Source organism: Jejuia sp. G7-7 (assembly GCF_055808955.1).
Genome location: NZ_JBVVSZ010000001.1, coordinates 1,994,712 through 2,013,880 on the forward strand (window position 1 = coordinate 1,994,712; position 19,169 = coordinate 2,013,880).

At 31.8% G+C, this 19,169-nt stretch carries 19 protein-coding genes, 1 tRNA gene and 1 pseudogene; 14 read left to right on the forward strand and 7 right to left on the reverse strand.

Annotated features, from left to right (window positions below):
* Positions 1–132: 132 nt before the first annotated feature.
* Entirely contained in the window at positions 133–840 is a 708-nt protein-coding gene (gene pepE, locus AC0L5U_RS09825; protein WP_473416074.1) for a dipeptidase PepE, read from the forward strand.
* 178 nt (positions 841–1,018) lie between these two features.
* Here the strand turns inward: pepE and AC0L5U_RS09830 are convergent.
* Together AC0L5U_RS09830 and AC0L5U_RS09835 are read right to left on the reverse strand one after the other, a co-directional pair.
* Positions 1,019–1,094 (reverse strand) — tRNA-Gly (locus tag AC0L5U_RS09830).
* A 48-nt stretch (positions 1,095–1,142) separates the two neighbouring features.
* Positions 1,143–1,568: a GNAT family N-acetyltransferase gene (locus tag AC0L5U_RS09835; protein WP_473416076.1), complete on the reverse strand. Its 426-nt coding sequence runs from the start codon at positions 1,566–1,568 to the stop codon at positions 1,143–1,145.
* 55 nt (positions 1,569–1,623) lie between these two features.
* Between AC0L5U_RS09835 and AC0L5U_RS09840 the strand changes: the two genes are divergently transcribed.
* Together AC0L5U_RS09840 and AC0L5U_RS09845 are read left to right on the forward strand one after the other, a co-directional pair.
* Positions 1,624–2,070 (forward strand): GNAT family N-acetyltransferase, encoded by a 447-nt coding sequence (locus AC0L5U_RS09840; RefSeq protein WP_473416077.1) that lies wholly within the window; start codon positions 1,624–1,626, stop codon positions 2,068–2,070.
* A gap of 94 nt (positions 2,071–2,164) precedes the next feature.
* Positions 2,165–2,935, forward strand: coding sequence for a M48 family metalloprotease (locus AC0L5U_RS09845; RefSeq protein ID WP_473416078.1), 771 nt, complete (start codon positions 2,165–2,167; stop codon positions 2,933–2,935).
* A 66-nt stretch (positions 2,936–3,001) separates the two neighbouring features.
* On the opposite strand, the gene AC0L5U_RS09850 is transcribed toward AC0L5U_RS09845, so the two are convergent.
* Positions 3,002–3,397 carry an ankyrin repeat domain-containing protein gene (locus AC0L5U_RS09850; protein WP_473416079.1) on the reverse strand — a complete coding sequence of 132 codons (396 nt, stop codon included), beginning with the start codon at positions 3,395–3,397 and terminating at the stop codon, positions 3,002–3,004.
* A 239-nt stretch (positions 3,398–3,636) separates the two neighbouring features.
* Here AC0L5U_RS09850 and gpmI point away from each other — a divergent pair, with 239 nt between their 5' ends.
* From gpmI to AC0L5U_RS09870, 4 genes are read left to right on the forward strand one after another with little or no spacing between them, the layout of a single operon-like run.
* Positions 3,637–5,151: a 2,3-bisphosphoglycerate-independent phosphoglycerate mutase gene (gene gpmI, locus AC0L5U_RS09855; protein ID WP_473416080.1), complete on the forward strand. Its 1,515-nt coding sequence runs from the start codon at positions 3,637–3,639 to the stop codon at positions 5,149–5,151.
* 52 nt (positions 5,152–5,203) lie between these two features.
* Positions 5,204–5,617 carry a BT0820 family HAD-type phosphatase gene (locus AC0L5U_RS09860; protein WP_473416081.1) on the forward strand — a complete coding sequence of 138 codons (414 nt, stop codon included), beginning with the start codon at positions 5,204–5,206 and terminating at the stop codon, positions 5,615–5,617.
* A complete protein-coding gene (gene map, locus AC0L5U_RS09865; protein WP_473416082.1) occupies positions 5,614–6,432 on the forward strand; it encodes a type I methionyl aminopeptidase in 819 nt (272 codons plus the stop codon). The genes AC0L5U_RS09860 and map overlap by 4 nt, the downstream gene beginning before the upstream one ends.
* Before the next feature lies 1 nt (position 6,433).
* Positions 6,434–7,198, forward strand: coding sequence for a class I SAM-dependent methyltransferase (locus AC0L5U_RS09870; RefSeq protein WP_473416084.1), 765 nt, complete (start codon positions 6,434–6,436; stop codon positions 7,196–7,198).
* On the opposite strand, the pseudogene AC0L5U_RS09875 reads toward AC0L5U_RS09870, so the two are convergent.
* Positions 7,199–8,199, reverse strand: a pseudogene (locus AC0L5U_RS09875) (FAD:protein FMN transferase).
* Complete coding sequence (locus tag AC0L5U_RS09880; RefSeq protein ID WP_473416085.1) at positions 8,200–8,577, reverse strand: Na(+)-translocating NADH-quinone reductase subunit F; 378 nt, start codon at positions 8,575–8,577, stop codon at positions 8,200–8,202. It lies immediately after the preceding pseudogene.
* A 169-nt stretch (positions 8,578–8,746) separates the two neighbouring features.
* On the opposite strand from AC0L5U_RS09880, the gene AC0L5U_RS09885 reads away from it, so the two are divergent.
* From AC0L5U_RS09885 to AC0L5U_RS09915, 7 genes are all read left to right on the forward strand, one after another.
* On the forward strand, positions 8,747–9,397 hold the full coding sequence (locus AC0L5U_RS09885) for a porin family protein (RefSeq protein WP_473416086.1): 651 nt from the start codon (positions 8,747–8,749) through the stop codon (positions 9,395–9,397).
* A gap of 179 nt (positions 9,398–9,576) precedes the next feature.
* Positions 9,577–10,734, forward strand: a complete 1,158-nt coding sequence (locus AC0L5U_RS09890) for a hypothetical protein (protein WP_473416087.1) — start codon at positions 9,577–9,579, stop codon at positions 10,732–10,734.
* A gap of 55 nt (positions 10,735–10,789) precedes the next feature.
* Positions 10,790–11,569 (forward strand): hypothetical protein, encoded by a 780-nt coding sequence (locus tag AC0L5U_RS09895; protein WP_473416088.1) that lies wholly within the window; start codon positions 10,790–10,792, stop codon positions 11,567–11,569.
* Between the two features lie 107 nt (positions 11,570–11,676).
* Entirely contained in the window at positions 11,677–12,246 is a 570-nt protein-coding gene (locus AC0L5U_RS09900; RefSeq protein ID WP_473416089.1) for an RNA polymerase sigma factor, read from the forward strand.
* Positions 12,247–12,249: 3 nt separating this feature from the next.
* Positions 12,250–12,993, forward strand: a complete 744-nt coding sequence (locus AC0L5U_RS09905) for a tetratricopeptide repeat protein (RefSeq protein WP_473416090.1) — start codon at positions 12,250–12,252, stop codon at positions 12,991–12,993.
* A 12-nt stretch (positions 12,994–13,005) separates the two neighbouring features.
* Positions 13,006–14,187 carry a tetratricopeptide repeat protein gene (locus AC0L5U_RS09910; RefSeq protein WP_473416091.1) on the forward strand — a complete coding sequence of 394 codons (1,182 nt, stop codon included), beginning with the start codon at positions 13,006–13,008 and terminating at the stop codon, positions 14,185–14,187.
* A 79-nt stretch (positions 14,188–14,266) separates the two neighbouring features.
* Complete coding sequence (locus AC0L5U_RS09915; RefSeq protein ID WP_473416092.1) at positions 14,267–16,258, forward strand: CHAT domain-containing protein; 1,992 nt, start codon at positions 14,267–14,269, stop codon at positions 16,256–16,258.
* 36 nt (positions 16,259–16,294) lie between these two features.
* Here AC0L5U_RS09915 and AC0L5U_RS09920 read toward each other — a convergent pair whose 3' ends face one another.
* Together AC0L5U_RS09920 and AC0L5U_RS09925 are read right to left on the reverse strand one after the other, a co-directional pair.
* The gene (locus AC0L5U_RS09920) at positions 16,295–18,190 is read right to left on the reverse strand and encodes a T9SS type A sorting domain-containing protein (protein WP_473416093.1); all 1,896 of its coding nucleotides are present in this window, start codon (positions 18,188–18,190) and stop codon (positions 16,295–16,297) included.
* Between the two features lie 80 nt (positions 18,191–18,270).
* A complete protein-coding gene (locus AC0L5U_RS09925; RefSeq protein WP_473416094.1) occupies positions 18,271–19,137 on the reverse strand; it encodes a DUF4846 domain-containing protein in 867 nt (288 codons plus the stop codon).
* Between the last annotated feature and the right edge of the window lie 32 nt (positions 19,138–19,169).

The following is a 19,169-nucleotide window of genomic DNA, read 5'->3' on the forward strand; positions in this document are numbered from 1 at the left end:
TTTAAATCGAAATATTATATTAATTGTAGTATTTCTTTTTTATTAAAAATACGACTTAAAACTGATTTTTTGAAATATCAAGAACTAATTATCCTTAAAAAATGTTTAGTTTTATCATAAACCTTTTTTATAATGCGCCAAATAATTATCGCAAGTACCTCAACCATACATGGTAGCGAGTATCTAGAGTATTTATTAGATGAATTATCTATACATTTCAAGCACAGTAAAACTATTATTTTTATACCATATGCAAGACCAAGCGGCATCTCACATGATGATTATACTGCAATTGCGTTAAAAGCATTTTCTAAAATTGGCAAAACTGTAAAAGGACTTCATACTTTTGATAACCAAGTAAAAGCCATTAAAAATGCAGAAGGTATTTTTGTTGGTGGTGGTAATACCTTTGTTCTAATCAACCAACTTTATAAAAACAATTTAATTTCAACTTTAAAGACAGTTATAAACAACGGCAGACCCTATTTGGGCACTAGTGCAGGCAGCAATATTTGTGGCCTCACTATCAAAACCACAAACGATATGCCCATAATTTACCCACCAAGTTTTAACGCTCTAGGTTTAGTGCCTTTTAATATTAATCCGCATTATCTAGACCCAGATACCAAAAGTAAACACATGGGTGAGACCAGAGAAACCAGAATAAAAGAGTTCCATAATTTTAACACTCAGCCCGTTGTTGGCTTGCGTGAAGGCAGCTGGCTTCATGTTAGCAATCAAAATATCATCTTAAAAGGAACACTTTCTGCAAGAATTTTTGAGTACAACAAACCACCCTATGAAGTCGAAAGTGGTATTAATTTAAACAATTTAAAATAAAAAAAATATGGTCGTGCCACTAAAGAGGCTGGCTATCCGCTGCAATTCCTCGTACCTCCTGCGTCGGGCTGCGGGCTTTCCACTACTATCCCTCACGTAGGCAAATATGCAAGCAACAACCATACACATAAGTAAAACCCATTTGCATAAAAAAAGCCTCATATTTCTATGAAGCTTTTGGAGCGGGAGACCAGGTTCGAACTGGCGACATTCAGCTTGGAAGGCTGACGCTCTACCAACTGAGCTACTCCCGCATTAACGGCGACAAATATAGATAATCTATTTATTGAAATGCAAAAAAATTATAATTTCTTTAGAAAATGGTAACCCAAAATCTTAAACCCCTCATTAAAATAAAACTTATGCGACAAATGGTTTCCAACATAAGTATTTAACTCTATAGCTTCACAATTTTTAGATTTCACATACTTATAAATCCACTTAAAAAACTGTTTACCAAGACCTTCTCCTCTATACTCATCTTCAATGTAAACATGGTCTACCTCAACACTTTTTCCTGAATAATGTCTTGTACAAAACCATAAGCCACATACACCAATAATTTTAGTATCACTAATAATAACCGCACATTCATAATTTTGCGTAGCCATTTCTAAAAATCGTTGTTTCAAAATAACACTAGAAACCTTGTAATTATCTAATTTTTCGACTAATGGCACTACTTTTTCAATCTCATCCATTTTTAGGATTTCAAAACTATAAGACATTTTATTATTTTTAAATTTGAAGATACTTCATAAAAACTAAAAATAAACAAGAATTTTGAAACATAATTATTCCATAAAGCAAATAAAAGCCAAAAAAACATATACTGTAAGACATCCCATATTAAGAGCCAACAAACCCATGTCAACCTGTGTTTTTAATGGAGACGAGTTAGATACAACAATTCATTTAGGACTATTTTCGAATGATGAACTGATTGGTGTTGCATCATTAATGGAAAATAAAAACAAGCTGCTTGTTGAATCTCCTCAATACCAACTTCGAGGAATGGCTATTTTAAAAGAATATCAATCTTTAGGTTTAGGACAAATGATATTATCACGTGCTGAACACTTACTAAAATCAAAAAACATAGCTTTAGTTTGGTGTAATGCTCGAGAAGTAGCCTTAAACTTTTACAAACGTAACGGTTATTGCACAATTGGAAAACCATTTGAAATTACTGAAATTGGGAAACACTATGTGATGTATAAAAACCTATAACACTAATTTTAAAGCAAAGTGACAATTTCACAAAATATGTGTCACAAAATTATAAGCCAAAATTTTGTAATTTAATACCCTAAAACCACTTACAATGAGAGGAAAAAATTTTAAAGTCAGATTATTAATAGGCGTGGCAATTGCCTTGTTTTTTGTTTTAAAACGATGCAGTCAACGTGAAGAAAACCCGTATACTGGTAGAATGCAAACCATATCTATGACACCAGATAAAGAGATTGCTATTGGTTTACAAAGTGCACCACAAATGGCTCAACAACACGGAGGCTTACACCCAGACAACCGTTTACAAGCTATGGTTGATAATGTTGGCAACAAACTAGTTAATAACAGTATCGCAAAACAAACACCTTATAAATATGAATTCCATTTGTTGAATGATCCTAAAACAATTAATGCTTTTGCGCTACCAGGGGGTCAAGTTTTTATTACTTATGCACTATTTTCTAAATTAGAAAACGAAGATCAACTAGCTGGAGTTTTGGGACATGAAATTGGTCATGTTTTAGGAAGACATAGTGCTGAACGCATTGCTGAAAGTGAATATTGGCAAGGTTTAGCCACAGCAGGATCTGTAGGGGCAGATATGGGTGGTTTAGTAGGTGGTATTGGTCAACAAAAACTTTTAACCAATGGAAGAGATGATGAATTAGAAAGTGATGATTTAGGTGTAAAGTTTATGATTAAAGCGGGTTACAATCCAGAAGAAATGATTGGTGTAATGGAAATTTTAAAAACTGCTGCAGGCCCAAATAGAGTTCCTGAATTTAAAAGCACCCACCCCGATCCAGATAATAGAATAGAAAAAATAGAGGAAGCTATAGAAAAATATAGAACGCAACTATAACAATAAAAGCCCTCAAATGAGGGCTTTTTTGTGTGACTAATTCAAAATAATTATTATAAAATTTAATTATTTTTTCTTTTTAGAAAGCGCAGCTTTCAAAACAGCTTCAGCATCAGCAGCTTTATGAATTTTAGCATACTTAATAGCTGTCATACCTTTTTCTGATTTTACTTTTAATTTAGCACCTTTAGCTATTAAAAGTTTTAAAATTTTAGTTCTATTGAACTTTGCCGCATACATCGCAGGTGTTAAACCATTAGATCTTTGGTTAACGTCTGTACCTAAATCTATCAATTTTTTTACAGTTTCAAAATCACCTTTAGCGATTGAAACACAAAAAGGATTCACTCCTGTTACAGCTTGAATTTGTGTTGAATGATTGGATTCTAAAGTTGTTTTTGCGTTAACACTTAAAATTGAAAAGCATAACGCGATTGCGGAAATAATGATTGTTTTTTTCATGATGAATGAATTTTGATTTGATGAATGATTTATTTTTTGATTATACTAAAGAGACGACTAAAAATTTAATTTGTTACACTAAAAAATATTAAATAACATTTTTTTAACTTTTTTATCACAAAACATTAAGAAATATAATCTCACCAAAACATTCATTATTTTATCGATTATTTCAAAACTATTAAGAAGGGGAATCCCTTTAAAATTCATATCTTTGCAGCTTAAAATTCAGTAAAAAAATGAACAAAAAAGTCATCCTAATGATACTAGACGGTTGGGGAAAATCTCCAGACCCAAAAGTTTCTGCAATTGATAATGCAAATACTCCTTTTATAGATAGTTTATACACAAAATACCCAAGCGCATCTCTAAGAACTGATGGTTTACATGTTGGTTTACCAGAAGGGCAAATGGGGAATAGTGAAGTTGGGCACATGAATTTAGGTGCTGGTAGAATCGTCTATCAAGATTTAGCTAAAATTAACCTCGCTATTGAAAAAGACACCTTAAAAGATGAAAAAGTATTAGTTGATGCCCTTAAATATGCTTCAGATAACAATAAAAATGTTCACTTTTTAGGATTATTAAGTAACGGTGGTGTTCATGCGCATACAAATCACCTCAAAGGCTTTATTGATGCAGCAAATAAAGCTGGTGTTAACTCTTTTGTACATGCTTTTACTGATGGTCGTGATGTTGACCCTAAGTCTGGCAAAGGTTATGTTGAAGATTTAGAAAATTACATAGAAGGTACAACCACAAAAATAGCAACTATAACAGGGCGTTATTATGCAATGGACAGAGACAAACGTTGGGAACGTGTAAAATTGGCATATGATGCTATTGCAAATGGAGTTGGTACTTTTACAAGTAACCCAACTGCATCTATTCAGGAAAACTATGACAATGCAGTTACCGATGAATTTATCAAACCATTAATTGTTACAGATACTAACAATAACCCTGTGGCGAAGATTCAAAAAGATGATGTTATTATCTTTTATAATTTCAGAACAGATAGAGGCCGTGAATTAACAGAAATGCTAAATCAAATAGATTTCCCAGAGTACAATACAAAAAAAATTGACTTGTACTATGTAACCATCACAAATTATAGTGATGATTTTAAAGGCATTAAAGTTATTTTTAATAAAGATAATATTACTAACACTTTAGGTGAAGTACTTTCAAAAAACAATAAAAAGCAAATTAGAATTGCCGAAACTGAGAAATACCCGCATGTTACATTTTTCTTTTCTGGTGGACAAGAAACACCGTTTGAAGGCGAATCACGAATTTTAAAAAACTCACCAAAAGTTGCTACTTACGATTTAAAACCTGAAATGAGTGCTTATGAATTACGAGATGCTTTAGTTCCTGAATTGCAAAAAGGAAATGCAGATTTTGTATGTTTAAATTTTGCAAACGGAGATATGGTAGGCCACACAGGAATTATGGAAGCGGCTATTAAAGCTTGTGAAGCAGTAGATATTTGCGCAAAAGATGTTATAACTACTGGACTAGAAAATGGTTACACTACCTTACTTATAGCAGACCATGGTAATTGTGAAACTATGATAAATCCTGATGGATCGCCACATACAGCCCACACCACGAATCCTGTCCCTATCATCTTAATTGACAATGAATTAAAACAAATTAAAGATGGTGTTTTAGGAGATGTTGCACCCACAATTTTAAAGCTCATTGGAGTAAAACAACCAAAAGCCATGACGCAACACGCTTTGGTTTAATAAGATAGAACAAAAAATAATTACCTTTGCAGAAATTTAACCCTAAATCAAAATGAATTTTAGTGATACTCGTTTAATAGCTGTTGATTTTGATGGCACCATTGTGGAAGATGCTTATCCTAGAATTGGAAAGCCACAAATGTTTGCCTTTGAAACCTTAAAAAAGTTGCAAGATGAAGGACATCGTTTGATTTTGTGGACATACAGGTGTGGTGATAAACTAGATGAAGCTGTTGCCTTTTGTAAAAAAAACGGTATAATTTTTTATGCCATCAATCAAAGTTTTCCCGAAGAAGAATACACACCTGATGTGAGTAGAAAAATTAATGCAGATTTATTTATAGACGACAGGAATATTGGTGGGTTTTTAGGATGGGGACAAATTTATCAGATGTTAATTGATACTAATGAGAGTCCATTGCCAGTAAAAAAGAAAAAGAGTTTTTTAGATATTTTTAGATCATGATTAAAGTAAAAACTAGAGAAGAAATAGAATTAATGCGCGAAAGCGCATTGATAGTATCTAAAACTTTAGGAGAACTAGCTAAAGCTATTAAACCTGGTGTAACAACTTTAAAGCTTGATAAAATTGCAGAAACCTGTGTGAGAGATCATGGCGCAATACCTGGTTTTTTAGGATTATATGATTTTCCTAATACACTTTGTATGAGTCCTAACTCACAAGTAGTTCATGGTATACCAAACAACGACCCTTTGGTTGAAGGAGATATTATTTCAATAGACTGTGGTGCACTAAAAAATGGATTTTATGGAGATCATGCCTATACATTTGCTGTTGGAGAAATTGATCCAGAAACCGAAAAACTTTTAAAAATAACCAAAGAATCTCTTTATGTAGGCATTAGAGAATTTAAAGCCAATAATCGTGTTGGTGATGTTGGTTATGCTATTCAACAATACTGTGAAGCCCATGGATATGGAGTAGTTAGAGAATTAGTGGGTCATGGGCTAGGAAGTAAAATGCATGAAGATCCCGAAATGCCAAATTACGGGCGTAGAGGTCGTGGTAAAAAATTTGTTGAGGGTATGGTTGTCGCTATAGAGCCCATGATAAATATGGGAACGCAGCGTATCAAGCAACATAGAGATGGTTGGACTATTACTACCCAAGACAACAAACCTTCTGCTCATTTTGAACATGATGTCGCCTTAGTTGATGGCAAACCTGAGTTATTATCAACATTTGCTTATATATATGATGCCTTAGGAATAACTTCTAATGAAGAAGACGAATTCAGACAAAAAGCTTTAGTGCTTTAAAATGAAGCGAGTTTTTAAAACTATTCTTAATATAATACCTAGACCGTTACTTATAAGGTTAAGCTACATTGTTCGTCCTATTTTAGCTTTCTTTCTAAGAGGAAATAAATTTATTGATCCAATTGATGGCAAAAGTTTTAGAACTTTTTTGCCGTATGGTTACGGAACTCAGCGAAAAAATGTTTTATCTCCTTCTACTCTTTCTCTTGAGCGCCATAGATTACTTTGGTTATATTTAAACAATGAAACCAACTTTTTTACTGACAAATTAAGAGTATTGCACTTTGCTCCAGAGCAATGTTTTTTAAAACGCTTTAAGAAACTAGAAAATCTAGATTACACTACTACAGATTTATTATCGCCAATTGCAGATGTAAAAGCAGATATTTGCAATCTTCCGTTTGAAGACAATAGTTATGACTTTATACTATGTAATCATGTTTTAGAACATATTCCAGATGACACTAAAGCTATGGAAGAACTATATCGTGTCATGAAACCCGGAGGATTAGGAGTATTTCAAATTCCCCAAGATTTAAATCGAGAAGTTACTTTTGAAGATAATAGTATTACAGATAAAAAAGAACGTGCTAAGATTTTTGGACAATATGATCATGTTCGTGTTTATGGTCTTGATTATTTTGAAAAACTAAGGAGTATTGGTTTTAAAGTTAAAGAAGTTGATTATACTTCTTCATTTTCTCACGAAGAAATCACAAAATACTGTTTAGCAAATGGTGAAATTATTCCTGTTGTATCTAAATAACTATTCTTCAGGAAAACCATTTAAACCTAAAGTTTCCAACTCTTTATTATCATTTTCAAAAATTAAAAACACCTTTAATTCGGTGTTAGATTTTAAAAACGTTTTAACTTTTTCAATACCCATAGTTTTGAATGCTGTAGCATAAGCATCGGCTGTCATGCAATCTTTAGCAATTACAGAAATACTCAATAAGTTTGTTTTACTTGGGTATCCTGTTTTAGTATCAATAATATGGGCATACTTATTTCCATTATCATCAACTTTAAACTTTCTGTAAGTTCCAGAAGTTGCCATTGCTTCATCTTTTAAAACAAACACTTTATCCCAACTTTTTGTTCCATCAAAATTTGGGTTCTCAACACCAACAGTCCATCCTGATTTTTTTCTATGTTAATACCTTTTGCATTTAGCTCTCCCCCAATATTTACCATATAATTACCCACCTTTTTATTCTCTAAAAATTCTGCAATAACATCTACGGCATAACCTTTGGCAATAGCATTAAAATCTATAAATGTACTAGGTTGCTTAACGATTCTATCCTCAGTAATTGAAACTTTATTGAAACCAACAGATAGCATTAAATTATCAATTTTTAGACTATCTAAATTTGCTATACTACCTTCAGGGCCAAAATCCCATGCATTAACTAATGCTCCTATTGTGGGATCAAAAGCACCTTGAGTTTCTTTATAAATGACTTTTGCTGCCCGAAAAACATTTTCAAAATGTTCATCAATTATAACCAATTCATTCCTATTTATTTTTGAAATATCAGAATTTGCCTGATAGGTAGACATTGATTTATTTATAACATAAAACAAACTATCAAACTGTTTTTGATAATCATTTTCAGAATCATAAGTAACCTGATAAAATGTTCCAAAAATTGAGCCTTCAATTTTAGTGTTTTTTAAAACTTGAGTTTCAACTTTATTTGCTTTTTGTTTACATGAAGAAAAACAAATCACAAAAAAAGAGAGTATTAGTAGTCTTTTCATTTAATTCAAATTAGTTTCTAAAACTTGAATACCATTATATTCTAACAAATATTCTTCTCCCATAAAGACAGGTAGTGATTCTCCATTTATGTTACCAATTCCAACACCAGCATAAAGTACTTTAGCGTCTTTTTCTCTAGCATGTTTTTTAAAAGATTCCATCCAAACCACATCATAATTATTAGGGTTTTCTGGTAAAATCACAGCACGTACTATTACAAAAAAGTACTGACTATTTTTATCAATACACACAAATTGCGGATGCTTTTTTAGCTTACTATTTACTGCTATAAACTCAAAACCTCGTTGCTCTAAATCCTTCCCAACATGGTTCATTGCCAAATTATGTAATTCCTGTTCTGTAAGTGGTTTACTCATACTGCAAAAATACTACAAAAGATATTTTTATGATGACATTTTAAAACTATTTAGATGTACTAGAAATAACCACAAACTAAATCACATGAAAACCTAGAGAAATTAATTTACAAGCACAAGTAACAATTTTAATTAAAAACAAAAACCATTAATTTAAAAATCAAACAAAATGAAAAGAGTTTATGCAACAGCAATCGTAATTTTAAGTATTGTATTTACAGTTAATGCCCAAGACATTAGATTTGGCGCAAAAGGAGGTGTTAATATTGCCTCTGTAACTGGAGATATAAACAAATCCAAAAGTAGAACCGCATTCCACATTGGAGGTATGGCAGAAATTCCAATAAATGCAGAATTTTTTGTACAACCAGAACTTCTATTTTCTTCACAAGGCTATAAAGTAGATAATGGTACTGGCGTATTAAATTACATTAGCCTTCCTGTTATGGGTAAGTATTTTGTGAATGAAGAATTTAGTATATTAGCTGGACCTCAAATAGGTTATTTGCTTTCTGCCACAATAAAAGTAGATGAAGTAAATAATGGCGGCGGTGGCGGTACTGAACCGTTACCAAATACTGCGACCAAAAGTGCAAATGCTAAATCATCAAGTAACGCAAGTAGCTTATTGGATAATGATATAAAAGATTTTTTTAACAGCACAGATATTTCATTTGGTATTGGGGCAGGTTATAATCTGCCGAATGGTATTAATTTATCTGCCCGCTATAATTTTGGGTTATCAAATATTTCTAGCGATAGTAGTGAAAGCATTAAAAGTAGTGTATTCATGTTATCAATAGGATACTTCTTCATGTAAAACTTAACAGATATTATCACTTAATTTAATTTTTAATTTAGTCAATAACATGCACAATTTCTATTCATTTTAAAAATAGAATGTGCATGTTTTATTTTATATAATTAAAAAAATGATGACATTTTAAAATAGTTATGATGTGCTAGTATAAACATATAATTAACCTTAATACTCGCCTTATGAAAACGTCTATTTACTTCAGTTTCTTTATAACAGTTTTACTTTTTTCTTGTGGACAAGAACAAAAAGAAAATAACAATTATGCAGATTTTGATTCTAATTCTGAAGTTTATTATGATACGGAAGAAAATCCAAATGATAATTTTCAACCTCCAACAAAAAATTCTTCCAAAAAAGAAAACCTTAAGGGCTATAAAGTCATGAGTAAACAATTTGGCATGCCTGTTGGAATAATGCCTATTCCAAGTTCTTGGGAAGTAAAAAACAATCGTAATGAAGGTGTTTTATTTGAATCCGCCGATGGAGTAAAAGTTTACGGAGAACGTTTTATTTCTCACTTTTATTCCAACAACCAAGAGTTAAATTATTATGCCCAACAAAACGGAAGTAAAATAAAACCTGTTAAAAATTTACAACGTGTTATAAAAGAAGATATCCTTCCTTATGCTAAATCTCAAGGCATTCGTTTGGTAAATCAATTTCCGCTTCCTCAATTAGCTCAATTTGACAAGCGTTTTGATAGTTATTTGTTTAAAGGTATACCTGAGAACAAACAATTTCAATGCATCGCTACAGAATGGATTGATAAAGATGGCGGTAAATCTATTGGTATCATTCGCTATTTCGTTAACCAATACCCAACAACTGGAGGTATGGATTGGGGGTATACCTTAAATTCCATGGGTGCTTCTGTAGAAAACTATGAAGCTGCTAAAAAAGCATTTATAAACTCGTTGGTAAACTTCCAAATAAATCCGCAATGGGTTGAAGCTAATAACAGATATTATTCGCAACAGTCTCGTCAAAGTAATGCAGGTCATCAACAACGCATGGCTGCACTTAGAGCACAAGGGCAAGCTAGCAGAAATATTAGTAATACTTACAGCTCAATTTCTGATAGCAATCATGAAAGCTGGAAACGCATAAATGGAATGAAAGATGCTGGACACGCTAATAGTATTAATAGTGGAGTTTGGGAGCGCAGCACTATTTCTAATCCTAACACAGGACAAAGTTATCAAGTTGAAGGACAGTACAATCAATACTATATGAATAACAACAATGAATATATAGGAACTGACAATACCTTATATAACCCCAATTTAGACCCAAATATGAACAATCAAGATTGGACACAATATAACAATGGAAATTAAATGATGACATTTTTGTTTGTAAGCGATGATTATAAAACGAGTAATAAATAGAACAATGAAAGCCATAAAAATATATAGTCTTTTAGCACTAATAATCTTATTAGCATCTTGTAGTACTAATGATGATGGGAATAATAATTTTGCGAACGCAACATCACAACAAGGTTGTATAAATGTAGTTGGACCAACTGCCGTATATTGGGATTATGCTCATGGTATTCCCGCTCCTTTTAACAGAGTACCTTTAATTACGAACCCAGGAGGTAGGTTTAACCACCAAGCTGTATTTACAAATATTTCGGTTTCAATTCCTCAGGGTTATACTGCAACTCAAATTTTAGAACAAAACTTTACTTACGGTGTAGATTTAAGAAGGAGCAATAATAACCAAACTGAAGTATTATGGCGGTATTATCCTGTAACTACTTTTCCTGCCAATTTATCCGTAGATCAAATTAGAGGCATCGTTATAAATCAGTTAATGGTAAACGAATTTGGTTTTAACGGTACTCCAACTGTAGATTGTGCACCACCTAACCAAGTGGCAGATTTTGGAGGTGGCGTTGTACGAACATTTAGTTCACGGGCTATAAGATTTCAAAATACTAGAGCCATTATTTGGATAGCTGTAACTCCAACTCCACTAACTGGGTTTTCTGTTACGGTATCTGTATCTGCAGCTCCGATAAATGAATTTGACGCCATAGCAATGGATGTATTTTTTCCTTTAAGTTTTGAATTATTGATAAGAGATAAAGACTCTCTTTCAGACAGAGATAGAGATGGAACTCCAGATATTGACGACCCTGAACCAGATAATCCTAATGTTAGCTAAAAGTTTTAAACGTAGATTAAAAGTTGATAATCGAATTAATAATCATTTAATAGTGAAGTATTTGTTGTAAAATGAAATAATTGTATATTTCCTGTTGCTATTAATCGATGGGAAAAACAATACACTTACTTAATCAGTCTCAACTTGTAGACGGCATGAAATCTAATGATTCTGATGTCTTAAAACATGTTTACACAACCAATTATCCTAAAGTTGAAGCTTTAGTTTTAAAAAATAGTGGTTCTGTAGCCCATGCAAAGGATGTTTATCAAGATGCTTTCATTACGGTGTGGACAAACATTAAAAACGACAAATTTGTACCACAAAACAGTACTGCTTTGCAGGGTTATTTATACAGAATATCAAAAAACAAATGGACAGATGTTTTAAGATCAAAATCTTTTAAAAACTCTAAACCATTACTAGTTGAAACATTAACAGAGGTGAAAGACGAAGAAGCACATAATGATGCTGATAATACTAAGCTAAAAATTGCCATGAGTGCCTTTGAAAATTTAGGGCAACCATGCAAGCAACTTTTGAAAACATTTTACTTTGAAAAAAAATCGTTAAAAGAGATTTCTCAGGAATTAAAAATTGAAGAAACTACTGCTCGAAATAAAAAATACAGATGTATGCAAAAACTAAGAGCCGTAGTTCTTGCCTCAAAACAATAAAAATTGAACAATAATAGCGACATATCAGAAGAATTATTAGAGACCATAGAGCGTTATCTAAACAACGCTTTAAGCACTCAAGAACTGAAAGACTTTGAAAGACTTTTAGATATAGATGATGATTTTAAAGCTCAAGTAGAAGATATTAGAACCATGCTACTTGGTATAGAAGCTCAAGCATTAAAAGAGGAGCTAGACATATTTCATAAATATCTCCCTAAAACAAAAGTCCAAAAAGAATTGGCTTCTCAAAAAGTTCGTTTTTTGAATTATAGTAAAATTGCTGCAGCTGCAGCAATACTAATTGCTGTAGGTAGTATTTGGTTTTTTAGTAGTGCTCCAAACCAGAGACTATATGCTAAGCATTTTAAACCAGATCCTGGTTTACCTACTACCATGAGTAGTACTGATAATTTTGATTTTTATGATGCTATGGTTAATTATAAACATGGCGATTATAACTTAGCAATTGAAAAATGGCGTGTACTAAGTGAAGTTCAACCTGAAAATGACACATTAAACTATTTTATAGGTGCAGCTTATTTGGCAAATAAAAATGAGGCTGAAGCCATACCGTTTTTAGAACGTGCTACTGCATCTAAAGATGACTTTACATTTTTAGACGATGCCTATTATTATTTAGGTTTAGCATACCTAAAAGAAGGAAATATTGAATTAGCTAAAAAGCAACTCAGTTTAAGTAATACTGATTCAGCTAAAGAAATTCTCTCAGAATTGACAGATTAAAAACTAATTATTATGAGCCGGTTATTACCATACTTCAAGTACTGCCTTTTTGTAATAACCCTTTTTCTTTCAATACAAATTCAAGGGCAGAATGATCGTATTTCTAGCATTTCTTACATTCAAAAATTAATTAAAAATGATTCTTTAGATAAAGCAAAAAAAGAGTTAAAAACACATTTAGATTTTTATCGGGCAACAAAAAAAACAGACAGTTTAATTAAATACGTATTTCTTGTTGGGAGCTATAAACTTGCAAACAAAAACTATGATGTAGCCATAAAAAAAGCCGAAGCTTTTGGAAAAGAATTAAAACAATACAACAGCCCGTATATAGATAAAGAGGCGCTTCTAGAAATTGCCTGGATTTATGATGACGCTGGTTACACACAGAAATCTATCGAAATCGTTGAAGAAGCCCTTGAAATAGCGAGGACCATTAAAGACCAAAAAAAAGCTGGCTTGAACAGTATTTTTCATAATATTGGTTATTTATCTGCTAACCTTGGGAACTATGATAAAGCAAAACGGCACTATCTAAAAGCTACTTCTATGATGGAAGATTCCGAGAAAGAAGATTATGAATCTTTCCATCAAACCTATAATGCTTTAGGCGGAATGATGTGGCACACTTCACAATTAGATAGCAGTCTATACTATTTTAACAAATCGCTTAAAATGCTCGATAGTACTGAACAAACACCTATAAATAAATATTATAGGAAAGCGTTAGTGAACATGAATATTGCCGTATTGAATCAAGGTTTGGGTAAAATAGACAAAGCCATAGAATCTTCAAAAGAAGTTATTGATGGGTTTCAAAGATACTTAGATATTTCTAATGATGAATCTAGAAAACTCAGAGCCTTAAAACATCAACTTGCGGCAATAGACAACCTAGGCACTTTTTACCATTCTATAGGAGAATTTGATAGAGCTGATAAATTAGTAACTTATTCATACGGTAAAAAAATTCAAAGTTTAGCGCCAGAAGATAATGATATTACCATATCTACAATTATAAGCGCTCAAGCAAAAATTGGTATCAGAGATTTTAAAGGTGCAGAAAAATTGATAGATCTTGGTATTAATAGAATTGAAACAAGTAAAAACCCTCAACTTTACTGGTATGCTAGTGCTTTATCAACTAAAGCGGTAATAAGTGATGAACTAGGAAAAAGAAAATGCAAGCACTAATTATGATAAAGCTTACAACGTATTTAAAGAAGCTTTAGGCAATACTTATAACCGAGATTTACTTGATGTAATCATTAATATGTCGCAATTTCATGCCTCAAATAATAATCCTAATAAGGCTATTTCTTTAGCGGAAGAAGCATATAATTTTATTCAGAATAGCGATTTTAAATCAACCATCCAAGAATTTCACCATCTAGTAAATGTAAGTGAAGTACATTATAAATTAAAAAATTACGATAATGCCATCTCATTTAGTAACGATGCTATTAACTATTTAAATGATTTGGATGTTGACAAATCCAGAGACTCTGTTCAAATTCAATACAGAAAGCCAAAAGCCTTATTAATTAATGCTGAAGCTAAATACAATTTAGAAGCTAATAAATCTGAGGAATTCTTGCTAGGTCTTCTCAATCAAATAAATAATAGTATTGATATTTTAGAACAACGCAAAATAAGTATAAAAACATTTGATGATTTAAACTTACTTATAACAGAAAATAGTGAGCTTTTTAATTTTTCAAAACAACTACTTTTAGACTTATATAATAGCACCAAAAATGAAACTTACTTAAACCAATTACTAACCATTCATGAGTCAAGCCTTTATAATCGTATTCGATCTCGCTTAAATTTAAAAAGTAATATTGCTTTTACAGGAATTCCTAAAACCGTTTTAGATCGTGAATCTTTTTTAAAAAATGAACTCAGTACTTCTGTAGTCAATAATACGGATGGTAATTTTAATAGATTTTTTAAGGCGAATTCAAATTGGAATTCATTTCTAGACTCTATAAGAGAAACATATCCCAAATATTTTAAAATGCGATATGCAACTATTGAAGAACCTCTAGACAGTTTGCAGCAAAACATACAAAAAAACACTACTGTTGTGCGTTACCTTTTTATTGATAACGTTTTACATGCAACTGTAATTGACAATACAGAAAAACAGATTTTTAAATTAGATAGTAAAAACGTTGAAGATTACACACTTCAATTAGCAAATCATCAATCTAGTTTATACGCTACAAGCACAAAACTGCATCAATTATACAAACAACTTTGGAAACCTTTTGAAAAACATATTACTACCAAAAATGTAATTATTATCCCAGATGGTGCTTTATTTAATTTAAGTTTTGAAAGTTTGACTACTTCTAAAATAAATTCATTTAAGGAATTGACAACAAAGAGTTTACTTTCAAAACACAGTATCTCATACAATTACAGTTTACTATTACTTAAAAAAAATACTAAAACAGTAAACTATAAAAAAGATTTTATTGCTTTTGCACCAGAGTTTAATGATAAAATGAAAACGGATTATAAAGTTGCTATCACAGATTCAATTAGTATAGATAAAACATACCTGAATTTATTACCTCAACCCTTTAGTGTAGACCTAGCAAAAGAATATTCAAGATTATTTAACGGCGATTTTTTTATCAATGAAAATGCCTCAAAACAAATTTTTAAAAATGAAGCTAATGAACATAAAATAATACACATTGGTACTCATGCTGAATCTAATAATATATCGCCTGAATTATCTCGATTAATTTTTGCAAAGAATAGTGAAGACGAAGATAACTCGTTATACACTTTCGAAATTTACAACGAAAACCTTAACTCTAATTTAGCAATTTTAACAGCTTGTGAAACAGGAAAACCTACCTATCAATCTGGAGAAGGTATGATTTCTTTAGCACATGCTTTTAATTATGCTGGTAGTGAAAGTATTTTAACTAGTTTGTGGAAAATTGATGAAAAATCAAGTTCGCAAATCATCAATTTGTTTTACAAAAACATCAAAAAAGGTTTACCAAAAGATGAAGCACTACGCCAAGCTAAATTAAATTATATCTCTACTAAAGAAGGACGTGTTATTGCACCACAATATTGGGCTGGACTAGTTTTAATTGGAGATGCTTCTCCGATAGACTTAAATAATCCTCTGGACTTAATATGGTATATTCTTTTTGGAATTATTGCAATTATTATCGCTTATGCAGTCTTTCGTAAAAAAGGAAAGTCTAAAAAGTTTATTTTTAAAAGAAACTTTTAGACTTTATTTAATTTTCTAAATTGAATTTCAATCAAATTATTCAATTATAACCTTCTGAGTTTTTACAACAGTATTTGACTTATCCTTAATTTGAAGTACATAAAAATTGGTTGGAAGAGAACTCACATTTATTCTAGCAAGCGAAGTCTCTAATTTTCCTTCTAAAACTTTTTGTCCTAATTGATTCACTAGTTCCCAACTACCATTTAAACTTTGTGGTGCTTTAATATTTAGCACATCATCTACAGGATTAGGATATACTAATAATTCGTCCGTATTATAATCGTCATTAGAAAGCGTAGCTCCAGGGCCATTTAAGTACAATGTGTTGTTTTGGCAAACAACATCAAAAGTATAAGGTGTTCCTCCAAAATTAGTTGAGATTTGTGCAGGAAAATCACAACTTGAAAGTGTTGTAGCTTTTAAAATTTGAAAACTAGCATCATTAGCAGGTAAATAACCTAAATCAATTTCAATATCTCCATCTAGAATAGCAGTATCAGTTACCAATATTTGATCATATTGAGTACCAACGTTTGGCCCATCAATTTCAATATTAAATGTTGCTGTTGATGATGTTTCAAAGTTACCTGTAATGTTTAAAATCCCAGGAGAACTTCCAGGATAAACATCTCCTCCTAGAACATATCCAACTGGAAACCCGATAGTGCCACTTCCTCTATAACTTCCCGTATATTGACTAAAAACATTTACTCCAGTAGTTAAACCTCCACTTATAGCCAATGTTCCAGTTTCGCAAATAACTTTACCATTATTTACCAAATTCGTTAAACTAAATGTTGATGTACCAGTACTATTATCTTTTTTAACTGTAGCTCTTATTCCAATTTCGAAATCATGTAATGTACCGCTGCTATAACCTATGGATACGTTATTACCAACATTATACTCTGTATCATTAAACAATCTTATCTTCCCATTGTTAATTTCAAGATTACCTTGATCATGATTAATAACCCCTCTAAAACTCCAAATCTCAACATTTCCATCTATTTTCTTTAATCCAGATCCCATATTAATTGTCCCATAGCTAATTAATAAAGATTGCGTAGTAGGGACTGATTTTGATAATTCTCCCGCATTCCAAACTATTGTTCCATCTGGATTGTTATAAATGGTAGACACCATACTTAAATCTCCGTTAATAGCCAAGGTATTATTCTTTCCAACTTTTATATTGTATGCAGTTGTTATTCCTGCCCCATCAGTACTGGCATATCCACCAGCTCCTGGTAAGTTAAAAATGAGTAATGAATTTGCAGGTGGTACGCCATTAGGATCCCAATTGGCTGGATTGTTCCATAAGCCATCTCCGCCTTCTCCATCCCATTGAATGGCAGTTGTATAATTAATATCTGTTACAACGTATGATAAACCATCCGTTTCACATTGCGTACCCAACGTTACCTCAAAACCCGTACTAGGACTATCAGATGCAAAACCTGTTGTAGATGTACCACAAGATCCTTGGTCCCCACTAATAAATTCAAATTCATCACCTATTTGAGGCACAAATCCATTAAAAAAGATATCAATAGATCCATTAAAATAATAATTTCCAGAACCAGGCTCAATTGAAACTTGATCTGCTCTACCATCGCTACCTATACCAATACTGAGCGTACTTGAAGCATCTACTGTAAAATCTCCATATAAATATAAGGAACCTCCAAGAAAAAGATTAGAATTATTGCTCAATTGTACACTCCCAAAAGTTTCTCCATTTCCGTAGTAGTCAACAAATGAGCCTTCAATTAAAATATCCTCACCTCCAGTAGGAACTTCACCTGTATCCCAGTTTAATGGATCATCCCAAGAATATCCATCTCCACCACCTGTAAACATTACTTGACCATTTAAGGTTGAAATTGATACTGTTAAAAACAGTATGTAAAATAAAATTCGTTTCATAATTAATAGCTTTATATGATTTATATATAACTACATCGAAACGAATTAAAAATGTGAGCAGAATATTAAAAAAATTAATACTATTTAAAGCGAACAAACTTGGAACTCCCAAATGTATAGTTAGAAACTGGTATTATAACATCCTTTTCTAAATGATACCAAGGAGAAATTTCTGAATCCTCTAAATTCTTAACCAGATGTACGCTTTGTGCTGGTGTATTTCCTTGAAATAACAAATATAGCTTCTCGCCTTTTTGGTTAACAACTTCATCACAAATCATAACGATATGACCAGGAGAGCCTCCTTTTATAAGCATATCTCCTAATTTTAAATTTTTGGTATCATTAATTTTTGGTAATTCATTGTAAAGTGAAAGTGTACCAGAATACATATAAATAAGATTCAAGTATTTATAGAAGTTTTCTTTGGAATGATTTTTACTCGCCGTTTTATGAAAAGACACTTTATTGCCTTTAATTTTTGGTCTGTAACCTTCAGCATATTTTATCCAAGAGCAATAATGACCACTTGTAAAATTGAATCCTATTTCATCTTTTCTTTTATTATCCCATAAATATTCACTTCTTATTCTAATTAGGGCATCAGCACATTGTTGCAAACCATTTTTAGGCACAGGAATATCTAAAATACCAATATGCCCATGTTGCCAATAATATTCAGAATTGTCATAATTAATAATTTTACTTCCAAATGGTTTCAGTTTGTAATTCCGAAGATAGTCTTGAAAAGAACCTTTTGGATACACAACCCTATTGCAACCCTTTGGAATATTTACCCGTGATGAAATTGTAAGACTGTCCTTATTTATTAAACTAGGTGGTTTAATTGCAGCAGCAATAGTAACGGCTTTTCCAGTAGGTTTAAATTGCATAAATAGTACAATCAACAATGCTGAAACAATGATAATCCTTAACATGTTTTTCATAAAAAAGTAACGCTTTAAACAAACAGATTAGT

Excerpts from the sequence above, each read along its gene's own strand:
- pepE (WP_473416074.1), top strand. The coding sequence starts at position 133 with ATGCGCCAAATAATTATCGCAAGTACCTCAACCATACATGGTAGCGAG.
- AC0L5U_RS09835 (WP_473416076.1), bottom strand. The coding sequence starts at position 1,568 with ATGTCTTATAGTTTTGAAATCCTAAAAATGGATGAGATTGAAAAAGTA.
- AC0L5U_RS09845 (WP_473416078.1), top strand. The coding sequence starts at position 2,165 with ATGAGAGGAAAAAATTTTAAAGTCAGATTATTAATAGGCGTGGCAATT.
- AC0L5U_RS09850 (WP_473416079.1), bottom strand. The coding sequence starts at position 3,397 with ATGAAAAAAACAATCATTATTTCCGCAATCGCGTTATGCTTTTCAATT.
- gpmI (WP_473416080.1), top strand. The coding sequence starts at position 3,637 with ATGAACAAAAAAGTCATCCTAATGATACTAGACGGTTGGGGAAAATCT.
- AC0L5U_RS09860 (WP_473416081.1), top strand. The coding sequence starts at position 5,204 with ATGAATTTTAGTGATACTCGTTTAATAGCTGTTGATTTTGATGGCACC.
- map (WP_473416082.1), top strand. The coding sequence starts at position 5,614 with ATGATTAAAGTAAAAACTAGAGAAGAAATAGAATTAATGCGCGAAAGC.
- AC0L5U_RS09870 (WP_473416084.1), top strand. The coding sequence starts at position 6,434 with ATGAAGCGAGTTTTTAAAACTATTCTTAATATAATACCTAGACCGTTA.
- AC0L5U_RS09880 (WP_473416085.1), bottom strand. The coding sequence starts at position 8,577 with ATGAGTAAACCACTTACAGAACAGGAATTACATAATTTGGCAATGAAC.
- AC0L5U_RS09885 (WP_473416086.1), top strand. The coding sequence starts at position 8,747 with ATGAAAAGAGTTTATGCAACAGCAATCGTAATTTTAAGTATTGTATTT.
- AC0L5U_RS09890 (WP_473416087.1), top strand. The coding sequence starts at position 9,577 with ATGAAAACGTCTATTTACTTCAGTTTCTTTATAACAGTTTTACTTTTT.
- AC0L5U_RS09895 (WP_473416088.1), top strand. The coding sequence starts at position 10,790 with ATGAAAGCCATAAAAATATATAGTCTTTTAGCACTAATAATCTTATTA.
- AC0L5U_RS09900 (WP_473416089.1), top strand. The coding sequence starts at position 11,677 with ATGGGAAAAACAATACACTTACTTAATCAGTCTCAACTTGTAGACGGC.
- AC0L5U_RS09910 (WP_473416091.1), top strand. The coding sequence starts at position 13,006 with ATGAGCCGGTTATTACCATACTTCAAGTACTGCCTTTTTGTAATAACC.
- AC0L5U_RS09915 (WP_473416092.1), top strand. The coding sequence starts at position 14,267 with ATGTCGCAATTTCATGCCTCAAATAATAATCCTAATAAGGCTATTTCT.
- AC0L5U_RS09920 (WP_473416093.1), bottom strand. The coding sequence starts at position 18,190 with ATGAAACGAATTTTATTTTACATACTGTTTTTAACAGTATCAATTTCA.
- AC0L5U_RS09925 (WP_473416094.1), bottom strand. The coding sequence starts at position 19,137 with ATGAAAAACATGTTAAGGATTATCATTGTTTCAGCATTGTTGATTGTA.